The sequence below is a fragment of the Nocardia pseudovaccinii NBRC 100343 genome (assembly GCF_001613225.1).
Classification (GTDB): Bacteria; Actinomycetota; Actinomycetes; order Mycobacteriales; family Mycobacteriaceae; genus Nocardia; species Nocardia pseudovaccinii.
On sequence record NZ_BDBY01000025.1, the window covers coordinates 1 to 17,595 of the forward strand.

Sequence of the window (17,595 nt, forward strand, 5' to 3'; positions counted from 1 at the left end):
CCGCAAACGATCTCGCAGTTGCGATCAGATATCCGTGCTGGATCCAAGCCCAATGGAGTGCGGCGGCGGTACGGAGGCGGCAAGGGCACTCATTTGCGCGCGACCGATGGCGCTGTTCGCGGGTGCCTTATCGTCGAGCGGTGATCGTCGAATGGAAGGCGCTGCTCGTCGCGATACGAGCGAACCTCGTCGCGCTGTGCGTGGTGCTCGTCGGCGTCGGCATCGCCGTAACGCTGCCGCTGACCTTTCCCGGCGACGGCGCGGCCACCGATCTGGATCGCGAGCTCGCCGAGCCGATCCACTCGGCGCTGGACGAACATCCCGGCGGCTACGAGGCGATGGTGATCCCGAGCAACGGCTACATCCTGATCCCGCTATTGCTCGCGGCCGCGGCCTGGTTCGGCTATCGGGGGCAGTGGCGCCGGGCCGTGGCGATGGTGGCGATACCCGAGGTTGTGGTCGGAATCAACAGCTGGGTGCTCAAACCGCTGTGGGACCGACCGTTGCACGACTATCTCGCGTATCCGAGCGGACATACCGTGCATCTGGTCGCCATTGCCACCGCGTTCGTCATGTTGACCGACTCGACGCGGGCGCGCGTCGGCACCATCGCGATCGCCACCGCCGCACTGGTCTGCGCCGCGGTCGGCATGATCGGCCTCGGCTATCACCTGCCCACCGATATTCTCGGCGGCACGGCAGTGGCGATCGCACTGGTCGTCGTCTGCTGGAAACTTACCGAGCGATTTCTCTCGGAGCAGGCGCGCGTCGACTCCTAGATCCGCTACACAGTCGTAGGATTACTGGTCCGATCGAACACGCTCGCATCATCCAGCAGTGCCGCACGCAGCATGCTCTCCGGCACACCCATGCCCTCGACCAGCGTCAGCGCATCCGGGCGCAGCCGGTCGACCAGTTCATTGACACCGCGACGCACGGCCTTCGCCCGTTCCACCGACATGAACCGGTGCATGATGAACCACGCCTGGTTCTCCTCGAGCATCGAGTAGACGTACAGATCGCAGACGGTCTCGGCGAGTTCGCGCGCCTCCGGATCCGCGATTCCGGCAATACCTTCGATGAACGCCTCGAGAATCAGTCGATCGATATGTGCGGCGCCCGCGGCGAGGATGTGGTCCTGCGCATTGTTGAACGCCTCGAACGGTGCGGTGTCCTTCGCGCGGGCGCGCAGCCGGTGTCCGGCTGTGCGCACCAGATAGTCCTCGCGGTCGGCGAACAGCTGCAGCTGCACCGAGCGGCGGGACAGATCGCCGTCGTCGACCGTGTCGTCACTGCGGTCGCGCAGCGTCTGGATCAGTTGGCGCACACCGGAACGCTTGCGGACCACATCACCGGCCATGGTGGCGGCGAAGCGCACCCAGCCGAGCGCGTCCAGATCGCGGATCTCATCGGAGTAGGCGGTGAGCAGTTCCTTGGCCACCAACTGGGTGAGTACGACATTGTCGCCCTCGAAGGTGGTGAACACATCGGTATCGGCCTTCAGTGTGACGAGCCGGTTCTCGGTGAGATAGCCTGCGCCGCCACAGGCTTCGCGACATTCCTGAATGGCACGGGTGGCGAATCCGGTCTGTGCGACCTTGAGTCCAGCGGCCCGCTTCTCCAGGGCGCGCTGTGCGCCGGGATCGAGATCCTGACCGGTCTGCACCAGATGCATGCGGCGGACCAGATCGTTCTGCGCGAAGGCAAGCGCATACGACCGGGCGATCAAGGGCAGCAGCCGTCGCTGATGACTGCGGTAGTCGAGCAGCAAGGTCTCCTGGCCGCTGTCCGGATCCGAGAATTGGCGGCGCTTCAATGCGTATCGCGTGGCGATGCTCAATGCGACCCGCGCACCGGCCGCGGCCGCACCACCGACGCTGACCCGCCCGCGCACCAGAGTGCCCAGCGTGGTGAAGAATCGGCGGCTCGGGTTCTCGATATCGGAGCTGTAGGTGCCGTCGGGCGCGACATCGGCGTACCGATTCAGCAGGTTCTCCCGGGGGATGCGTACCTGATCGAAGACGATGCGGCCGTTGTCGACACCGAGCAGGCCGCCCTTGAGACCGTCGTCGTAGGTGGTCACGCCCGGCAGGTCGGCACCGTGCTCATCCCGGATCGGCACCAGGAAGCAGTGCACGCCCTGGCTCGTCCCCTCGGTGATCAACTGCGCGAAAACCGCTGCCATCCCGGCATGTTCGGCCGCGCCGCCGATGTAATCCTTACGAGCCGACCGTGTCGGCGAATGGACGACGAACTCCTGGGTCTGCGGATCGTAGGTCGCGGTCGTCTCCAGATTCGCGACATCGCTGCCGTGCCCGGATTCGGTCATCGCGAAACAACCGAGCAGATCCAGCGATATCAGCCGCTTGACCACATCGCGATGCCGTTCGGTCCCGAGGTTCTCCACGGCCCCGCCGAACAAGCCCCACTGCACACCCGATTTCACCCACAGCGACAGGTCGGCGTACGCGAGCATCTCCAGCCCGGTCACCGCCTCCCCCGGCTCCCCCGTGCCCCCGTTCTCGCGTCGGAACCCGCGCTCCGCGTAGCCCATCGTTGCGATCGCCCGCATCTGCTCGAGCACCCGTGCCCGTGCCGCGCGGTAGTCGAGATACGGATCGCCGGTGAACTGGTCTCCGGCCAGTTGCACCCTGGCCTCGGCGCGAACCGCGCGCCATGGGCCGTCGAGTGCGTCGCGGAGGTGGTCCGATGTGGAGACGTTCTCGGTGTCAGGCATACCCCGACACTAGCGTTTCGCTGACGTCCAGCGGCCGGTAAGCGCCGATGAGATGCCGACCTCCGCGTCCGCATCCAAGGCGGTGACCAGCACGTTCTGCCGTCACAAATATCGTGACACGACATCTTCGCCGAACCCTTGCTTTACCATTGAACGCGTGTTTAATATACTAAACATGTGTTCAACCAGAGAGCCGTATCGCAAGGACCCGCCGATCTAGGAGGCGCCGCGTGACGCCGACCCCGAATTCGGATCTCACCACCGCCGCCCGCATTCGCGATATCGCGATCGAGGTGTTCGGCGACAACGGATTCCAGGTCGGAGTGCGCGCGATCGCCGCAGCGGCCGGTGTCTCCCCCGGACTGGTCAACCATCACTTCGGCTCCAAGGACGGCCTGCGGGCCGCCTGCGACGAGCGGGTGCTGGAGTTGATCCGGGACCAGAAGTGGAAGACCGCCACCGAGACGAACGTCGCGAAAAGCATGCTCACCGCGATGTCCGAGATCGAGGCCTACGGCCCGCTGGTCGCCTACATGGTGCGCAGCCTGCAGGCGGGCGGCCCATTGGCCGAGTCCCTGCTCGAGCACATGATCTCGGATGCCGAGGAGTACATCCAGGCAGGCGTCGACGCGGGCACCCTCAAGCCGAGCCGTGATCCGGCCGCACGAGCCAGATATCTGACGACGGTCAATGTCGGCGCGACCGTCCTGTACTTCACCCTGCGGCAACAACGCGGCGAAAAGCTCGACTACGGCAAGCTCGTTCGCACCCTGAGCGAGGAGTTCATGCTGCCCGCCGCGGAGCTCTACGCCCAGGGATTCCTGACCGACCCAACGATTTTGGACACCCTTACCAAGGAGACCTGATGTCCGACATCATCGAAGTTCGCGATCTGCACAAGAACTTCGGCCACTTCGCCGCCCTGGCCGGGCTGGATCTCGCGGTCCGCGAGGGCGAAATCCATGGCTTCCTCGGCCCGAACGGCGCGGGTAAGTCGACCACCATCCGTATCCTGCTGGGAATCCTGCGCGCCAGCTCCGGCGAGGCCCGGCTGCTCGGACGCGACCCGTGGACCGATGCGGTCGAGCTGCACCGCGAAATCGCTTATGTACCAGGCGATGTCACACTATGGCCATCATTATCCGGCGGCGAAACCATCGACCTATTGGCCAGAATGCGCGGTGAAATCAACCCCCAGCGTCGCACCGAACTCATCGAACGATTCGACCTGGATCCGCGCAAGAAGGCACGCACCTACTCCAAGGGCAACCGGCAGAAGGTCGCGCTGATCTCCGCACTTGCCTCCGATGTGCGCCTGCTGCTACTCGACGAACCGACCTCGGGCCTGGATCCATTGATGGAGCAGGTCTTTCGCGAATGCGTCGAAGAGGCCAAACAGCGCGGCACCACGGTACTGCTCTCCAGCCATATCCTCTCCGAGGTGGAGGTGCTCTGCGACCGGGTGACCATCATCCGGGCCGGGCGCACCGTGGAAAGCGGATCACTCGCGGATATGCGTCATCTGTCACGCACCTCCATCACCGCCGAATTGCTCGGCGACCCAGGCGATCTCAGCCGCGTTCCGGGGGTCGAAGACATCGAACGCGACGGTTCGACGCTGCGCTGCCAGGTGGACGGGGAACATCTCGGCGAGTTGATCCGGATCCTCGGCGATGCCGGGGTGCGCAGCCTCACCAGTGCGCCGCCGACACTGGAGGAGCTGTTCATGCGGCATTACCACGTCGACGGTGCGACGTCCGAGCAGGCGCGGGCGACAATGGAGAAGGTGGGATCATGACTACCGCAACCGTGGGCGGCAGGCATTACGCCACGCCCGCCGTGCGTGGGTCGGCCGACTTCGCCGGTACTGCCCAACTGCTGCGACTGTTCCTGCGTCGCGACCGAATTGTCTTGCCGCTGTGGGTATTTGCTTTCGGACTGCTGCCTGCTGCCTATGTCAGCAGCGCCAAGGCCGTGTACACCACGCAGGCCGATCTCGATCATGCGGCGCGGTCGGTCATGGAAAGCCCGGCGCTCATTGCCATGTACGGACCGGTCTTCAGCACCGATCTGGGCTCGGTCGGGCTGTGGAAGGCCGGTCCGTTCTACGCGATGATGGCGATCGCGACGATTCTCACCGTCATCCGGCACACCCGGGTCGAGGAGGAGACCGGTCGCGCGGAATTGGTCGGCGCCACGAGTATCGGCCGCTATGCGGGGTTGACCGCCGCCATGATCATGACGGCGACCGGCTGTCTGATCGTCGCCATCCTGAGCGCTCTCGCGCTCTACGGCAGTGACCTGCCCGCCGCCGGTTCGCTGGCCTACGGCGCGACGCTCGGCAGTTCCGGCTTGGTCTGGGCCGGGGTCGCCGCCATCGCGGCACAGGTTAGCGTGGGTGCGCGGGTCGCGCGCGGGGTGGCGTTCGGCGCACTCGGCACGGCCTTCGCGCTGCGCGCGGTCGGCGACGCCGGAAACGGTGTGCTGTCGTGGTTTTCGCCGCTCGGCTGGTGTATCAACATGCGGCCGTACGCGGACGAGCGCTGGTGGGTGTTGATTCCGCTGCTCACCGTCGCCATCGTGACCACGATCGCCGCGTATATGCTACTGCGGCAACGTGATACCGGATCAGGCCTGCTCGCCGAGCGGCCCGGCGTACCGGTCGCGGGCCCCACGCTGTCTGGTCCATCGGGGCTCGCGTGGCGGCTACAGCGCGGCTCTCTGCTGGCTTGGTCCATCGGCTTCCTGCTCTACGGATCGCTGATGGGTGGCGCTATCAACAGCGTCGGCGACATGCTCGACAACAGCAAGCAGGTCCGCGATGTGATCAACCGGATGGGCGGCACGGATGTGCTGCAGAATTCGTTCATCACCTTCGCCCTCGGCATGCTGGCCATCGCGGCATCGGCCTACTCCATCTCGGCGGTGCTGCGGCTGCACGAGGAGGAGTCGAGCCAGCGCGCCGAGGCAACGCTGGCCGGCGCGGTGAGCCGGGAACGCTACGCGCTCAGCCATATCGGCATCGCGCTGCTCGGACCGGTGGTGCTGCTGTTCCTCGCGGGTGCGGCGGTCGGAGTCATCTACGGCATCTCCGACGGCGATCTGGCGGGCAAGCTCGGCGACTGCCTCGGCGCGGCGGCAGTGCAACTGCCCGCGGTGTGGGTGCTCACCGCGATCACGGCGGCGATCTACGGGCTCGCACCCCGCTACACGCCGGTCGCCTGGGGCGTGCTGAGCACGATGATCATCATCTTCGTCATCGGCGCACTCGACGGACTACCGCAGTGGGTCCGCGATCTGGTCCCCTTCGTGCACCCGCCGAAGCTGCCCGGCTCATCGTTCGAGGCCACGCCGATCCTCTGGCTGCTCGGGATCGCGGTCGTGCTGCTCGGGGTCGGGATCGTGGGCTTCCGCCGCCGCGATCTGCGCTGAGATTCGCAAGCAGTGCCCCGCAACGAGTTTCACCGCTCGGTGTGGGGCACTGTGCCGCGTTATGGGTTGTCGAGGAGCCGCCGCGCGACTGCCCGGCGGCTGGGCGACGCATGTCGGCGAGGGCGGCGCACTGCTGTCCGGTGGTGAGCGCCAGCGGGTTTCGATCGCGCGAGCGCTGCTGAAAAATGCGCCCATCGTGCTGTTGGACGAGGTGGCCTCGGCACTGGATCCGGTGAACGAGGTGGCCGTCCACGAAGGTGGCCGCTACGCCGAGTTCTGGAATGTCGCCGTGACAGCTTGACCAGCCGATACCGGCAATCGGTTATGCCAGTGCCCGTTTCACCGATGGGAACACCCACCCGCTATGGGTAACGTCTGCTTCGTTACCAAAGCGAAATAAGCAGACGAGGCATATGTCGAGAATTACCCAGCGCTTTACCCGACTGACCGCGGCCACTGCCGCGGGTTTGATCGGACTCGCCGTGGCGGCACTGCCCGCGCAGGCACAGCAGAGTCCGGACAACCCGCAGTACGCGCCGACCATGCTCATTCTGGACGCGTCCGGCTCCATGCAGCGCCCCGATCCGGCGGGCACTATGATGGATGCCGCCAAAAATGCCGTGCGCAACTTCGTCGGCTCCGCACCCGCGGATTCCAGAGTCGGACTGACCGTTTACGGCACGAACACCGGAAATACCGAGGCGGAGAAGGCATCCGGCTGCCGTGACGTCCGGGTTCTGCACAAACCCGAAACCCTGGACCGAACCGGACTGACCAGCGCGGTCGACGCGATCAAGGCCAGCGGTTGGACGCCGATGGGCACCGCACTGCGCCAGGCCGCCGAGACACTGCCCAAATCGGGACCGCGCTCGATCGTCCTGGTCTCCGACGGCGACGACACCTGCTCCCCGCCTGAACCCTGTGAGGTGGCGCGTGAACTGAAAAAGCAGGGGCTCGATCTCATCGTGCACACCATCGGATTCGCCGTCGACGCCAAGGCCCGCGCCCAGCTGACCTGCATGGCACAGGCCACCGGCGGTACCTACAGCGACGCCGCCGACGGTCCCGCGCTCGAACGGACACTGCCGCGCATATCGTCGGCCGCCCTGCGTAATTACCAGGCCGTCGGCATACCGATCACCGGCGCACCGACCTACGGCGCGGCGCCGGTCGCGACCCCCGGCCAGTATCTGGACACCATCGGTCAGCAGGAAAAGCGTTACTGGGCGGTCGATGTCCCGGCGGGTGCCACCGCGTATTTCAGTGGCACCCTTTCCTTTCCGCGATTGCGTGATATCTCCCCGACCGACGATCTGAATACCCTGCAAATGCGGGTCTACGGTGCGGACGGCGAGGACTGCAATGTCTTCGAATCCGAACTCTCCACCAAATCCAGCGACGGCGCCGCGCTCACCGTGGCCAAGGCCTTCGACGGTGCGACCAAGGAACGCAAGGGCAATAGCGGCTCCGACAAATGCAAGGGCGGCGGCCGCTACTACTTCCAATTGACCTGGGAGAAGGTATCCGCCGGTGCGCCGGAACGCCTTCCGATCGAACTGATCGTCGGTATCGAGCCCGCGGTGAGCGACACCGGTCCGGTCGCGGTCGCACCGCCGACGAGCTTCGTCGAACCCAGCGGTGCGGGTACGCCGGTATCCGGCGGCTCGTCGTTCACCGTGGCCGCAACGCTGCCGGGCAGCGGTGGCTACACCGATACGCTCCAGCCGGGTGAATTCGTGTTCTATCGCGTCAGATTGGACTGGGGTCAGGGCCTGGCGTATCGAGTTCGGTTCGGGGCCAACGGCGGTCGCGGACTCGACAACCTCTCCAATATTCGAACCAGCCTCTACAGCCCGATCCGAGAGGAGACCGATTCGGACTTCTCGTCCTATACCGGCACCGAGGGGGTACTGCCGACGAACAAGGCGATAGCCACGGTGCCGATTCGGTACAACAACCGCAAGGCCGACCAGTTGGGATCACGGCGGGAGGCGGTGGCCGGTTGGTATTACATTGCCGTCAAACTCGGCTCGACCTTCGAACCGGGCGAAAACCGCGCGGTACCGGTGCAATTGGATCTCACCGTCACCGATACCAAGGAGAGCGGTCCGACGTACGCGAGCACCATCGGCGACGGCGTTTTCGGTGAGAATTCGACCGGTGTGAAGACACCGACGAGCCGCACACCCGGTGCGGCCCCCGCGGTCGCGGAATCGAGAGCGTCCGAATCGAATTCGTCGACCGCCTTGATAACGATCGGCGTGGCGATCATCGGCGTGGCCGGTGTGCTGATCGGATTGCTCGTGGCACGCAGGCGACGCGGTTAGCGGAAGGCCCGCTGACCCCTATGGGTGTCAGCGGGCTCCTTCGAGACCGAGCTTTCCGGCGAGGCGGGTCAGGTATGCGCGTACGTCATCGGTATCGCGGTCCGGCAGGCCGAAAACCGCTTCGGTGATACCCAATTCGGCCCACTGGGCCAGCTGCGCCGCATCGTGACGTCCGGCCAGCGCGATGATCTCCGGGCTGCCCTCGCGCTCGTGTTCGCGCCAAACCCGGTGCAGCAGTTCGATCTTCTCCCCGAGGCCGTCCTCGGTGGGGGTGGTCAGCCAGGCGTCCGCGTTCTTGGCCAGCCAGGTGAACGACTGCTCGGTCCCGGCCGCGCCGAGAATCACCGGGATCCGTTTCTGCACCGGCTTGGGCCAGGACCAACTCGGCCCGAAATTCACGAACTGTCCCGCGAAGCTGGCTTCCTCCTCCGACCACAACGCGCGCATGGCATCGAGATGTTCACGCAGTACCGTCCTGCGCTTGTTCGCGGGCACCCCGTGATGCGCCATTTCGTCGGTATTCCAACCGAAACCGACGCCGAGGCTGACCCGGCCGCCGGACAGATGATCCAGCGAGGCGAGCGTTTTGGCCAGGGTGATCGGATGGTGTTCGGCGGGCAGGGCGACCGCGGTGGACAGCGTTATCCGGCTGGTCACCGCCGCCGCCGTGGCCAGCGCGACCCACGGGTCCAGCGTGCGCAGATACCGGTCGTCGGGCAGGCTCGCATCCCCGGTGCGCGGGTGCGCCGCTGCCCGGACTACCGGGATATGGGTGTGTTCGGGCACGTAGAAGGCGTCGAATCCGGCTTGTTCGGCGGCCGCGGCCGCGTCGGCGGGCGTAATGCCCCGGTCACTGGTGAACAACACAATTCCGTACCGCACCGTGCACGCTCCCATCTACAAATTAGAACAAGTTCTATCACTTTTCCCCGCTCCGACCAAGTGTCCGGACATCCGTCTAGCCACCGAACGGTCCCTCGGACCACCACGGATGCGAACCACGGCCTCGGTTGACTACGGTCGCGCTCATGGGTCCGGACACATTTCCAGGAGGAGACGACACCGCCCCGGGCGATCAGGCGGCCAGGCGGCCGCGATTGCGCTTCCTCCGCGCACCCCGCGTTCCCGTCGTCAAACAGGCGGTCGATCTGCTGGTCGCCGACCGTCCGGCCACCGCCGACCACATCGTCGCCGCGCCGACGCCGCTGCAGCCGATCGATCTCACCGACGATGCGCGCGTCGCCGAGGTGCTCGATCTGGCCGTGCGGGTCGGCGAGGTGGTACTCGCCTCGGGTACGGGCGTCAACGACACGATGACCCAGGTGCGCTTCATCGCCGCCACCTACGGACTGGCCCGCTGCGATATCGACGTCACCTATGACGCGATCAGGATCTGGGCCGACCGCGGTCCCCTGCTGCCGCCCGCCAGCACCATGCGGGTGGTCAAATACCGCTCACTGGACCTCACCCGCCTCGCCGCCGTCGACCGGCTCACCCGCCGCATCCGCAATGAGGTCGTCCCACCCGCCGATGCGCGTACCCGCCTGGACGCGATCACCTCCGCGCCGCATCCGTACCACCGCTGGGTCGCCACCTTCGGCTGGTCGCTGCTGGCCGCATCGATCGCGGCACTGCTCGGCGGCGGCTGGCTCGTCGCCGCGGTCAGCTTCGGCACCACCCTGGCCATCGACCGCGTCAATCGCGTCCTGAATCGTTACGGTCTGCCGTTCTTCTTCCAGCATGTGGTGGGCGGCGCGGTCGCGGCGACACCGGCGCTGCTGCTGGCCACCCTGGCGGCAACCCTGCATATCGATGTCGACCCGACATTGGTCATCGCCGCCGGAATCACCGTGCTGCTCAGTGGGTTGCAGCTGGTCGGCGCGGTGCAGGACGCGATAACCGGCGCACCGATCACCGCGACCGCCCGCATGCTCGAGGTCATGATGATGACCGGCGGCATTATCGCGGGCATCGCGATGGCACTGCGGGTGGGCGATATCCTCGGCGCCACGATTCCGCCGGTCTATCTGACCTCCAGCCGCGATATCACCGATCTGCCGATCAAGATCGCGGCCGGTGCGGTGGCCGCGCTGGCGTTCGCGCTCGCCTGCTACGCCGAGCGTCGCGCGCTCGCCGCCGCCGCATTCGGCGGTGCCGCGGGCACCATTTGTTTTCTGTTCGTACAGCACCTCGGTTTCGGTCCGGTGATCTCCTCCGCGGTCGCCGCGACGCTGGTCGGTCTGGCCGGTGGTCTGATGGCGCGCCGGGCGCTGACTCCCCCGCTGGTCGTCGCGCTCGCGGGCATCACCCCGCTGCTGCCTGGCCTGAAGGTGTATCGCGGGCTCTATGCCCTGCTCAACGACGAGCTGCTGATCGGAGCCAATCAGGTACTCGCGGCGGTCGGCGTCGGTTGCGCGCTGGCCGCGGGCGTCACCCTCGGCGAGTGGTTCGACCGCACCGTGCGCAGGCCGCGCATCCTGAGCCGATTCGGCTCGATCCGCCGACCGGTCATCGTGCGCATACGGCGGCTGCCGCGGCATCCGCATCGTCGCGAATCCGGCCGTCGATCGTGATGCACAGGTGGCTGCCAGGGTCAGCCGGTATGGTTACTCGAATTAGTTAGGGTGCCCAAAGCCCTCGCTCGTCGGATTCAGTGAGGTGGTCAGAAATGTCGGATACGGTCCCGTTCTCCACGGCGATCCGCACCGCCACCGCACAGCAGCACGAAGAGGCGGAGAACTCCGCGTTCATCAGCGATATGCTCGGCGGCGAACTCGGCATCGACTCCTACCACCGCTACACCGCCCAACTCTGGTTCATCTACCACGCCTTGGAAGACCGCTGGGACGCCCTGGCCGACGATCCGATCGCGGGTCCGTTCATCCGTACCGAACTGGCCAGGACCGCGGAGCTGGAACGCGACCTCGCGCACCTCATCGGCCCCGACTGGCGCGATGCCCTCGAAGCGTTGCCCGCCACGGCCGCCTACGCCGCCCGCATCGACGAATGCGCCCGCGAGTGGCCCGCCGGGTACATCGCGCACCACTACACCCGCTATCTCGGCGACCTCTCGGGCGGCCAGGTCATCCGGGGGACCGCCGAGAAGTTGTGGAATCTCCCGCATCGCGGCGACGGTGTGCGCTTCTACGTCTTCGACGCGCTCGGCAATCCGGCGGCCTTCAAACGCGAATACCGCGGTCTGCTCGACCAATTGCCGCTCGACGATCTCGAACGCCGCCGGGTGCTCGACGAGGGACAGCGGGCCTTCGCGCTGAATACCGCGGTATTCGCCGAACTCGCCGCTGAATTCCCGGCCCGGCGCCCCAGCTGAGCTCAGTACGCGCCTTCCCCGCGCGCGACCGCTCCGATCGTCTTGGCGATCAACAGCAGATCCAGGATCATCGACCAGTTCTCGACATAGGACAGGTCCAGGCGCACCGCATCCTCGAGCGACAGATCCGAACGTCCGCTCACCTGCCACAGTCCGGTGACGCCCGGCTTCACCAGCAGCCTGCGCCGCATATTGCCGTCGTAGGTGTCGACCTCACGCTGCACCTGCGGACGCGGGCCGACCACGCTCATCTCGCCGCGCAGCACATTGAGGAACTGGGGTAGCTCGTCGAGGCTGAATTTGCGAATGATCTTGCCGATCGGGGTGATTCGTGGATCGTCCTTCATCTTGAAGAACACCGGATTGCCGCCGTTGGCCTCGATGAGCGCCGCGACATTGCGATCCGCGTCGGCATACATGCTGCGGAACTTGATCATCTGGAAAGGCTTGCCGCCACGCCCGATTCGTTCCGAGCGGTAGAAGACCGGACCGGGACTCGTCAGCTTGACCAGCATCGCGATGCCGAGCATCGCGGGCAGGATCGCGAACAGCACCGCACCGGCGAAGCACACATCGAAGACCGCCTTACCGGTCGACTTCGCGCGGTCGTACTGCGGTTTGGCGATGTGCAGCATCGGCATACCCGCGACCTGCCGGTTGGTCAGCCGGGTTCCCGCGATATCGACGACCCCGGGTGCGACGATCAACTCGACGCCGAGCGGATCGAGATCCCATGCCATCCGGCGCAATTCGACGGGTCCGAGGTGATCGGTGGTGGTCACCGCGACCGTATCCGCCCCGCTGCGGCGCACCGCGTCGAGCACAGTGCGATCGTCACCGACCACCGAGAACGACTTTCCGGATGCCCGGATCGCGTAGTCGGTCACGTCGGTGCCGCCATCCGGAATGCATACGCCGACAACCTGATATCCGGAATCCGGATCGCGGGAGAAGGCGGTCGCCATCGCCTGCGCCGCCTCGGGCCAGCCGACCACGAGTACCGAGGTGCGGTATTCGCCCTGGCGCCTGCGTCGCTGTCTGGTGTGCAACCGCCAGAGCAACCTGCTGACCATCAGTCCGACCAGCCCGAGCGGCAGCGCGATCGCGAGATAGCCCCGTGCGAACTCGATCTGGAAGATCAGCGACATGATCGCCAAGACCCCGAACAGTCGCAATGTGGCCGAAACCAAGCGCCGGTACTCTTCGGACCCGGACCCCACCACCTGTGGCGAACGGGAACTGCATGCCGCGAGGAAAGCGAGCCAGGTGAGCGCGAGCAACATAGAGACAACGGTGTAGCCGACCTCGTAGGGCATCGGCCACGCCAGCGGCGGCGCGGCGGGGCCGCCGAATCGGATCAGTTGTGCAAGGCCGACGGCCGCGGCGATTACCGCGAAATCCGTGGTGGCCAGACGCCGTACATACTCTGCCTGCCAACGTTCGCGCTCGGAGCGCGGCAGGGTCGGTGACGGGCCTGCGAGATCCAGGTCGTCATCATCGGTGAGCTCGTAGCTCATTGAACAAACACCTCCCCCTGGGAGTTTTTCGTTGCCCCCGATCCCCGTCGACCGGTCCCCTCGACGCAATCCGACCGCCCGGGGTGTTCCTTCAGTCGGCGGTCCGAAGGTGATTGTTACAGAACACAATCCACTCCACACGCTGAACAGAAAGCGCCGCAAAGTATTCCACGCAGTAGCCAACATTCGGACGGTCGGTTTTTTCGAACCTTGACACAAATGCGTCGCCGGGAAAAGTCGGCAGGTGGCGCACCCGCGCCCACACCAGATGGAAGTGACGATGGGGGCTTCACCACCAAGAGAGCTGTTTGCCCACCAGATGCCATTGGTCGAAGCACCCCCGAAATCGTCCGAAAACCGCTACCGCACAATCGATTTCACGAGCCATATGCAAGCGATTCGCTGTAACGTCTCACTTGATCGCGCCGACGTCATGGGCATGCCGGTAATTCGCCGGGGCCGATCCACGCGGCAGGAGGCAGGGGGCCAGGATGCGTTGCCGACTTTGTGATTCCGAGCGTTTGTCGAGCGTGCTCGACCTCGGCGCCACACCGCCGTGCGAGAAATTCCTCGCGGTGGACGAACTCGACCTTCCCGAGCCGACCTATCCCCTACATCTGCGTATCTGCGAGGACTGCCTGCTGTTGCAGATCCCCGCATTGATCACGCCGGAGGAAACCTTTACCGAATACGCGTATTTCGCCTCGTATTCCGATAGTTGGGTCCGGCATGCCGAAGTCTTCGTTTCCGAAGCTGTCGAAAAGCTTGACCTCGAGACCGATTCATTCGTGGTCGAGGTCGCCAGCAACGACGGGTACCTGCTGCGGCATGTGGTCGCCGCGGGCATCCCGTGCCTTGGCATCGAACCCTCGGTGAATGTCGGTGCGGCCGCGCGCAAACTCGGCGTGCCGACCGAAACCGCCTTCCTCGACGAGGAATTCGCCAAGCGGATCCGCACCCAGCACGGGCCCGCTGACCTGGTCGTCGCCAACAACGTCTACGCGCACGTCCCCGAACTACGCGGATTCACCCGCGCACTGCGCGAACTGCTCGCCGATGACGGCTGGCTCTCGATCGAGGTGCATCACGCGCTGAATCTGATGGAGCTCGGCCAGTTCGACACCATCTATCACGAACATTTCCAGTACTACACGGTGCTCTCGGCCCAGCGCGCGCTGGCCACTGCCGGATTGGCCGTGGTGGATGTCGAACTGCTTGCCACCCACGGTGGTTCGATCCGGCTGTGGGCTCGGCCGGAGCCGGTCGCGGACGCACCGAGCAGCCGGGTGCGCGAGGTGCTGCACCGTGAGCAGACCGCGGGCCTGCACCGGCCCGAGGGCTACCGGCACCTGGAGACCAGCGCGCGACAGGTCCGTCAGGAGCTGCTGCGGTTCCTGCTCGACGCACGCGCACAGGGCAGGCGGGTGGTCGGCTACGGCGCGCCCGGCAAGGGCAACACTCTGCTCAACTATTGCGGGATCCGTCCTGACCTACTGAGCTACACGGTCGACCGAAATCCCTATAAGCACGGGCGATTCACCCCGGGCACCCGGATCCCGATCTACCCGACCGCCCGCATCGATCTCGATCGACCCGATGTGGTGCTGGTACTGCCGTGGAACCTCGAGGCCGAGATCACCGCACAACTGAGCCATATCGCCGAGTGGGGCGGCGAACTGGTCTATCCACTACCGACTTTGCACAGCGCCGTGCTCGGGGAAACGAAGAATGCTGAATCGAGGGGAAGGCACGCGCGATGAAGGTTGTGCTGTTCTGCGGCGGGTACGGGATGCGGATGCGCGACGGCTCCGACATGTTGCCCAAGCCGATGCAACTGGTCGGTCCACGGCCGCTGCTGTGGCATGTGATGCGCTATTACGCGCACTTCGGCCACAAGGATTTCATTCTGTGCCTCGGCTACGGGGCCGAGCACATCAAGAACTTCTTCCTCACCTACCAGGAGTCGGTCTCCAACGACTTCGTCATCCGCGACGGTTCGGTGGAGTTGCTGCGCACCGATATCAGCGACTGGTCGATCACCTTCGTCGACACCGGTCTCGACTCGGCCATCGGCGAGCGGCTGCGCCGGGTGCGCCCATATCTCGAGGGTGAGCAGACCTTCCTGGCCAACTACGCCGACGTGCTCACCGACGCACCGCTCGACGAGATGATCGAGCGCTTCGACGCCTCCGGCGCGGCGGCCTCGATGATGGTGGTGCCGCCGCAGCAGTCGTTCCACTGCGTCGATATCAAGCCCAACGGCGAGGTCAAGGAGATCCGGCCGGTTTCGTCGATGCCGCTGTGGGAGAACGGCGGATACTTCGTACTCGGCCACGAGGTACTGGATCTGCTGCCGCCCGGCGGTGATCTGGTGGCCGACGCCTGCGGCAGGCTGGCCGGACAGGGCCGGCTCTACGGCTATCAGCATCTGGGCTTCTGGAAGCCCGCCGACACCTTCAAGGAACGCGCCGAACTCGACGCGGCATACCGATCCGGCATTCGCCCGTGGATGGTCTGGGAGAAACAGCTCGCATGATCGCGCTGACCACCGGGTCACTGACCGAGATCGCGGTGCTCGGCGCGCACTGCGATGACATCGCTATCGGGATGGGCGCGACGCTGCTCACGTTGGCGCGCAAGCATTCCGGGCTGCGGGTGCGCGCACTGGTGCTCACCGGTGCGGGCACGGTGCGCGAGGACGAGGAGCGGGCCGCGCTGGCCGCGTTCTGCCCGAACGCGGATCTGCGCGTGACGGTGCTCGACCTGCCCGACGGCCGAGCACCCGCGCACTGGGACCGGATCAAGCAGGCGCTGGCCACCTTCCGCGCGAGCACCGAACCTGATCTGGTCTTCGCACCGCAGCGCGCCGACGCGCATCAGGATCATCGGCTCCTCGCCGAACTGGTACCCACCGAATTCCGGGACCATCTGGTGCTCGGCTACGAAATTCTGAAGTGGGAGACCGATACGCCGACCCCGACCGTATTCGTGCCGATATCAACGGAATTCGCCGACGAAAAGGCGCGGCTGCTGCAGAAGCACTACCCTTCCCAAGTGGGGCGGGACTGGTTCGACGAGCAGTCGTTCACCGGTCTGTCCCGGCTGCGCGGGGTGCAATGCCGGGACCGGCATGCCGAAGCATTCGTTGTCGACAAGGTCGTCGTCGATTTGGGTCTGTCATGACTATTGGAGCTCAATTGACTGCCGAAGACACGGGCATGCGTGTCCTGCTTACCGGACATCAGGGTTATCTCGGCACCGTCATGGCGCCGGTGCTGCGCGCCGCGGGCCACGAGGTGGTCGGACTCGATGCCGGGTTCTTCGCCGATTGCGTCCTCGGCCGACTGCCCGGCGATCCGCCCGGTCTCGCGGTCGACCTGCGCGATGTGACCATCGATCAGCTCACCGGATTCGATGCGGTGATCCATCTCGCGGCGCTTTCCAACGATCCGCTCGGCGCACTCGATCCCGAAATCACCTACGCGATCAATCATCACGCGTCGGTGCGGCTGGCCCGGCTCGCGAAAGAGGCTGGGGTGCGGCGGTTTCTATACGCATCGACCTGTTCGGTGTACGGCGCGGCGGGCGAGGATCTGGTCACCGAGGATGCCCCGTTGCGTCCGATCACGCCCTATGCCGAGAGCAAGGTGCGAGTCGAGGACGATGTCGCGGCACTGGCGGATGCCGACTTCACGCCGGTATTTCTGCGCAACGCAACGGCATTCGGCTTCTCGCCGCGCCTGCGCGCGGATATCGTGCTCAATAATCTGGTCGGGTACGCGGTGCTCACCGGGGAGGTCAAGGTGCTCTCGGACGGGACACCGTGGCGGCCGCTGGTGCATGCCGACGATATCGCCAAGGCCTTCGCTACCTGCCTGACCGCGCCGCGCGCGGCGATCGACTGCCGGGCATTCAATATCGGTACCGAGGCGAACAACCTCACGGTGGCCGAAATCGCCGAGGCCGTGGTGAACGCGGTGCCGGGCGCCCGGCTGGCCATCACCGGAGAGAGCGGCGCGGACCCGAGGTCCTACCGCGTCGACTTCTCCACCGCCCGTTCGGTTCTCGGCTACCGCGCCACCTGGACGGTGGCCGCCGGGGCCGAGCAGCTGTATCGCGAATACACCGCCAGGGGACTGACCAGTGACGATTTCTTCCGCCGGTTCACCCGGTTGCCACGTCTGGAGAAATTGCGGGATACCGGGGTGCTGGACGCGTCGATGCGCCGGATCACCACGGCTCGGCAAGTTT

14 protein-coding genes and 1 pseudogene are annotated in these 17,595 nt (G+C 65.6%); 12 read left to right on the plus strand and 3 right to left on the minus strand.

Going from position 1 to position 17,595, the window contains the following annotated elements; genetic code table 11:
- Positions 1-140: 140 nt before the first annotated feature.
- Positions 141-779 carry a phosphatase PAP2 family protein gene (locus NP3_RS02810; protein ID WP_245720778.1) on the plus strand — a complete coding sequence of 213 codons (639 nt, stop codon included), beginning with the start codon at positions 141-143 and terminating at the stop codon, positions 777-779.
- A gap of 5 nt (positions 780-784) precedes the next feature.
- Here NP3_RS02810 and NP3_RS02815 read toward each other — a convergent pair whose 3' ends face one another.
- A complete protein-coding gene (locus NP3_RS02815; protein WP_063037450.1) occupies positions 785-2,737 on the minus strand; it encodes an acyl-CoA dehydrogenase family protein in 1,953 nt (650 codons plus the stop codon).
- 230 nt (positions 2,738-2,967) lie between these two features.
- On the opposite strand from NP3_RS02815, the gene NP3_RS02820 reads away from it, so the two are divergent.
- The 5 genes and pseudogenes from NP3_RS02820 to NP3_RS02840 all read left to right on the plus strand — a co-directional run bounded on the left by NP3_RS02820 (position 2,968) and on the right by NP3_RS02840 (position 8,496).
- A complete protein-coding gene (locus NP3_RS02820) occupies positions 2,968-3,603 on the plus strand; it encodes a TetR/AcrR family transcriptional regulator (RefSeq protein WP_063037452.1) in 636 nt (211 codons plus the stop codon).
- Positions 3,603-4,535 (plus strand): ABC transporter ATP-binding protein, encoded by a 933-nt coding sequence (locus NP3_RS02825; RefSeq protein ID WP_063037454.1) that lies wholly within the window; start codon positions 3,603-3,605, stop codon positions 4,533-4,535. The genes NP3_RS02820 and NP3_RS02825 overlap by 1 nt, the downstream gene beginning before the upstream one ends.
- Positions 4,532-6,169: an ABC transporter permease gene (locus tag NP3_RS02830; RefSeq protein ID WP_063037456.1), complete on the plus strand. Its 1,638-nt coding sequence runs from the start codon at positions 4,532-4,534 to the stop codon at positions 6,167-6,169. The genes NP3_RS02825 and NP3_RS02830 overlap by 4 nt, the downstream gene beginning before the upstream one ends.
- A gap of 82 nt (positions 6,170-6,251) precedes the next feature.
- Positions 6,252-6,428: pseudogene (locus tag NP3_RS02835) on the plus strand (ATP-binding cassette domain-containing protein); the annotation flags it as partial.
- 154 nt (positions 6,429-6,582) lie between these two features.
- Complete coding sequence (locus NP3_RS02840) at positions 6,583-8,496, plus strand: VWA domain-containing protein (protein WP_157124020.1); 1,914 nt, start codon at positions 6,583-6,585, stop codon at positions 8,494-8,496.
- Positions 8,497-8,523: 27 nt separating this feature from the next.
- Here the strand turns inward: NP3_RS02840 and NP3_RS02845 are convergent, their stop codons facing one another.
- Complete coding sequence (locus tag NP3_RS02845; RefSeq protein WP_063037476.1) at positions 8,524-9,378, minus strand: TIGR03619 family F420-dependent LLM class oxidoreductase; 855 nt, start codon at positions 9,376-9,378, stop codon at positions 8,524-8,526.
- Between the two features lie 146 nt (positions 9,379-9,524).
- Here NP3_RS02845 and NP3_RS02850 point away from each other — a divergent pair, with 146 nt between their 5' ends.
- Positions 9,525-11,069, plus strand: coding sequence for a threonine/serine exporter family protein (locus NP3_RS02850; RefSeq protein ID WP_084508068.1), 1,545 nt, complete (start codon positions 9,525-9,527; stop codon positions 11,067-11,069).
- A gap of 95 nt (positions 11,070-11,164) precedes the next feature.
- Positions 11,165-11,827: a biliverdin-producing heme oxygenase gene (locus NP3_RS02855; RefSeq protein WP_063037460.1), complete on the plus strand. Its 663-nt coding sequence runs from the start codon at positions 11,165-11,167 to the stop codon at positions 11,825-11,827.
- Positions 11,828-11,829: 2 nt separating this feature from the next.
- Here NP3_RS02855 and NP3_RS02860 read toward each other — a convergent pair whose 3' ends face one another.
- Positions 11,830-13,344 (minus strand): sugar transferase, encoded by a 1,515-nt coding sequence (locus NP3_RS02860; protein WP_063037462.1) that lies wholly within the window; start codon positions 13,342-13,344, stop codon positions 11,830-11,832.
- A gap of 491 nt (positions 13,345-13,835) precedes the next feature.
- On the opposite strand from NP3_RS02860, the gene NP3_RS02865 reads away from it, so the two are divergent.
- The 4 genes from NP3_RS02865 to NP3_RS02880 all read left to right on the plus strand — a co-directional run.
- Positions 13,836-15,104, plus strand: coding sequence for a class I SAM-dependent methyltransferase (locus NP3_RS02865; RefSeq protein WP_063037464.1), 1,269 nt, complete (start codon positions 13,836-13,838; stop codon positions 15,102-15,104).
- On the plus strand, positions 15,101-15,880 hold the full coding sequence (locus NP3_RS02870) for a glycosyltransferase family protein (protein ID WP_063037466.1): 780 nt from the start codon (positions 15,101-15,103) through the stop codon (positions 15,878-15,880). The genes NP3_RS02865 and NP3_RS02870 overlap by 4 nt, the downstream gene beginning before the upstream one ends.
- Positions 15,877-16,527 (plus strand): PIG-L deacetylase family protein, encoded by a 651-nt coding sequence (locus tag NP3_RS02875; RefSeq protein WP_063037468.1) that lies wholly within the window; start codon positions 15,877-15,879, stop codon positions 16,525-16,527. Before NP3_RS02870 ends, NP3_RS02875 begins: the two co-directional genes overlap by 4 nt.
- A 35-nt stretch (positions 16,528-16,562) precedes the next feature.
- The coding region (locus tag NP3_RS02880; RefSeq protein ID WP_063037470.1) for an NAD-dependent epimerase/dehydratase family protein at positions 16,563-17,595 on the plus strand (1,033 nt) is incomplete at its 3' end.

Coding starts and splice junctions, on each gene's coding strand:
- NP3_RS02840 (WP_157124020.1), top strand. CDS start 6,583: ATGTCGAGAATTACCCAGCGCTTTACCCGACTGACCGCGGCCACTGCC.
- NP3_RS02865 (WP_063037464.1), top strand. CDS start 13,836: ATGCGTTGCCGACTTTGTGATTCCGAGCGTTTGTCGAGCGTGCTCGAC.
- NP3_RS02870 (WP_063037466.1), top strand. CDS start 15,101: ATGAAGGTTGTGCTGTTCTGCGGCGGGTACGGGATGCGGATGCGCGAC.
- NP3_RS02860 (WP_063037462.1), bottom strand. CDS start 13,344: ATGAGCTACGAGCTCACCGATGATGACGACCTGGATCTCGCAGGCCCG.
- NP3_RS02855 (WP_063037460.1), top strand. CDS start 11,165: ATGTCGGATACGGTCCCGTTCTCCACGGCGATCCGCACCGCCACCGCA.
- NP3_RS02875 (WP_063037468.1), top strand. CDS start 15,877: ATGATCGCGCTGACCACCGGGTCACTGACCGAGATCGCGGTGCTCGGC.
- NP3_RS02850 (WP_084508068.1), top strand. CDS start 9,525: ATGGGTCCGGACACATTTCCAGGAGGAGACGACACCGCCCCGGGCGAT.
- NP3_RS02830 (WP_063037456.1), top strand. CDS start 4,532: ATGACTACCGCAACCGTGGGCGGCAGGCATTACGCCACGCCCGCCGTG.
- NP3_RS02815 (WP_063037450.1), bottom strand. CDS start 2,737: ATGCCTGACACCGAGAACGTCTCCACATCGGACCACCTCCGCGACGCA.
- NP3_RS02825 (WP_063037454.1), top strand. CDS start 3,603: ATGTCCGACATCATCGAAGTTCGCGATCTGCACAAGAACTTCGGCCAC.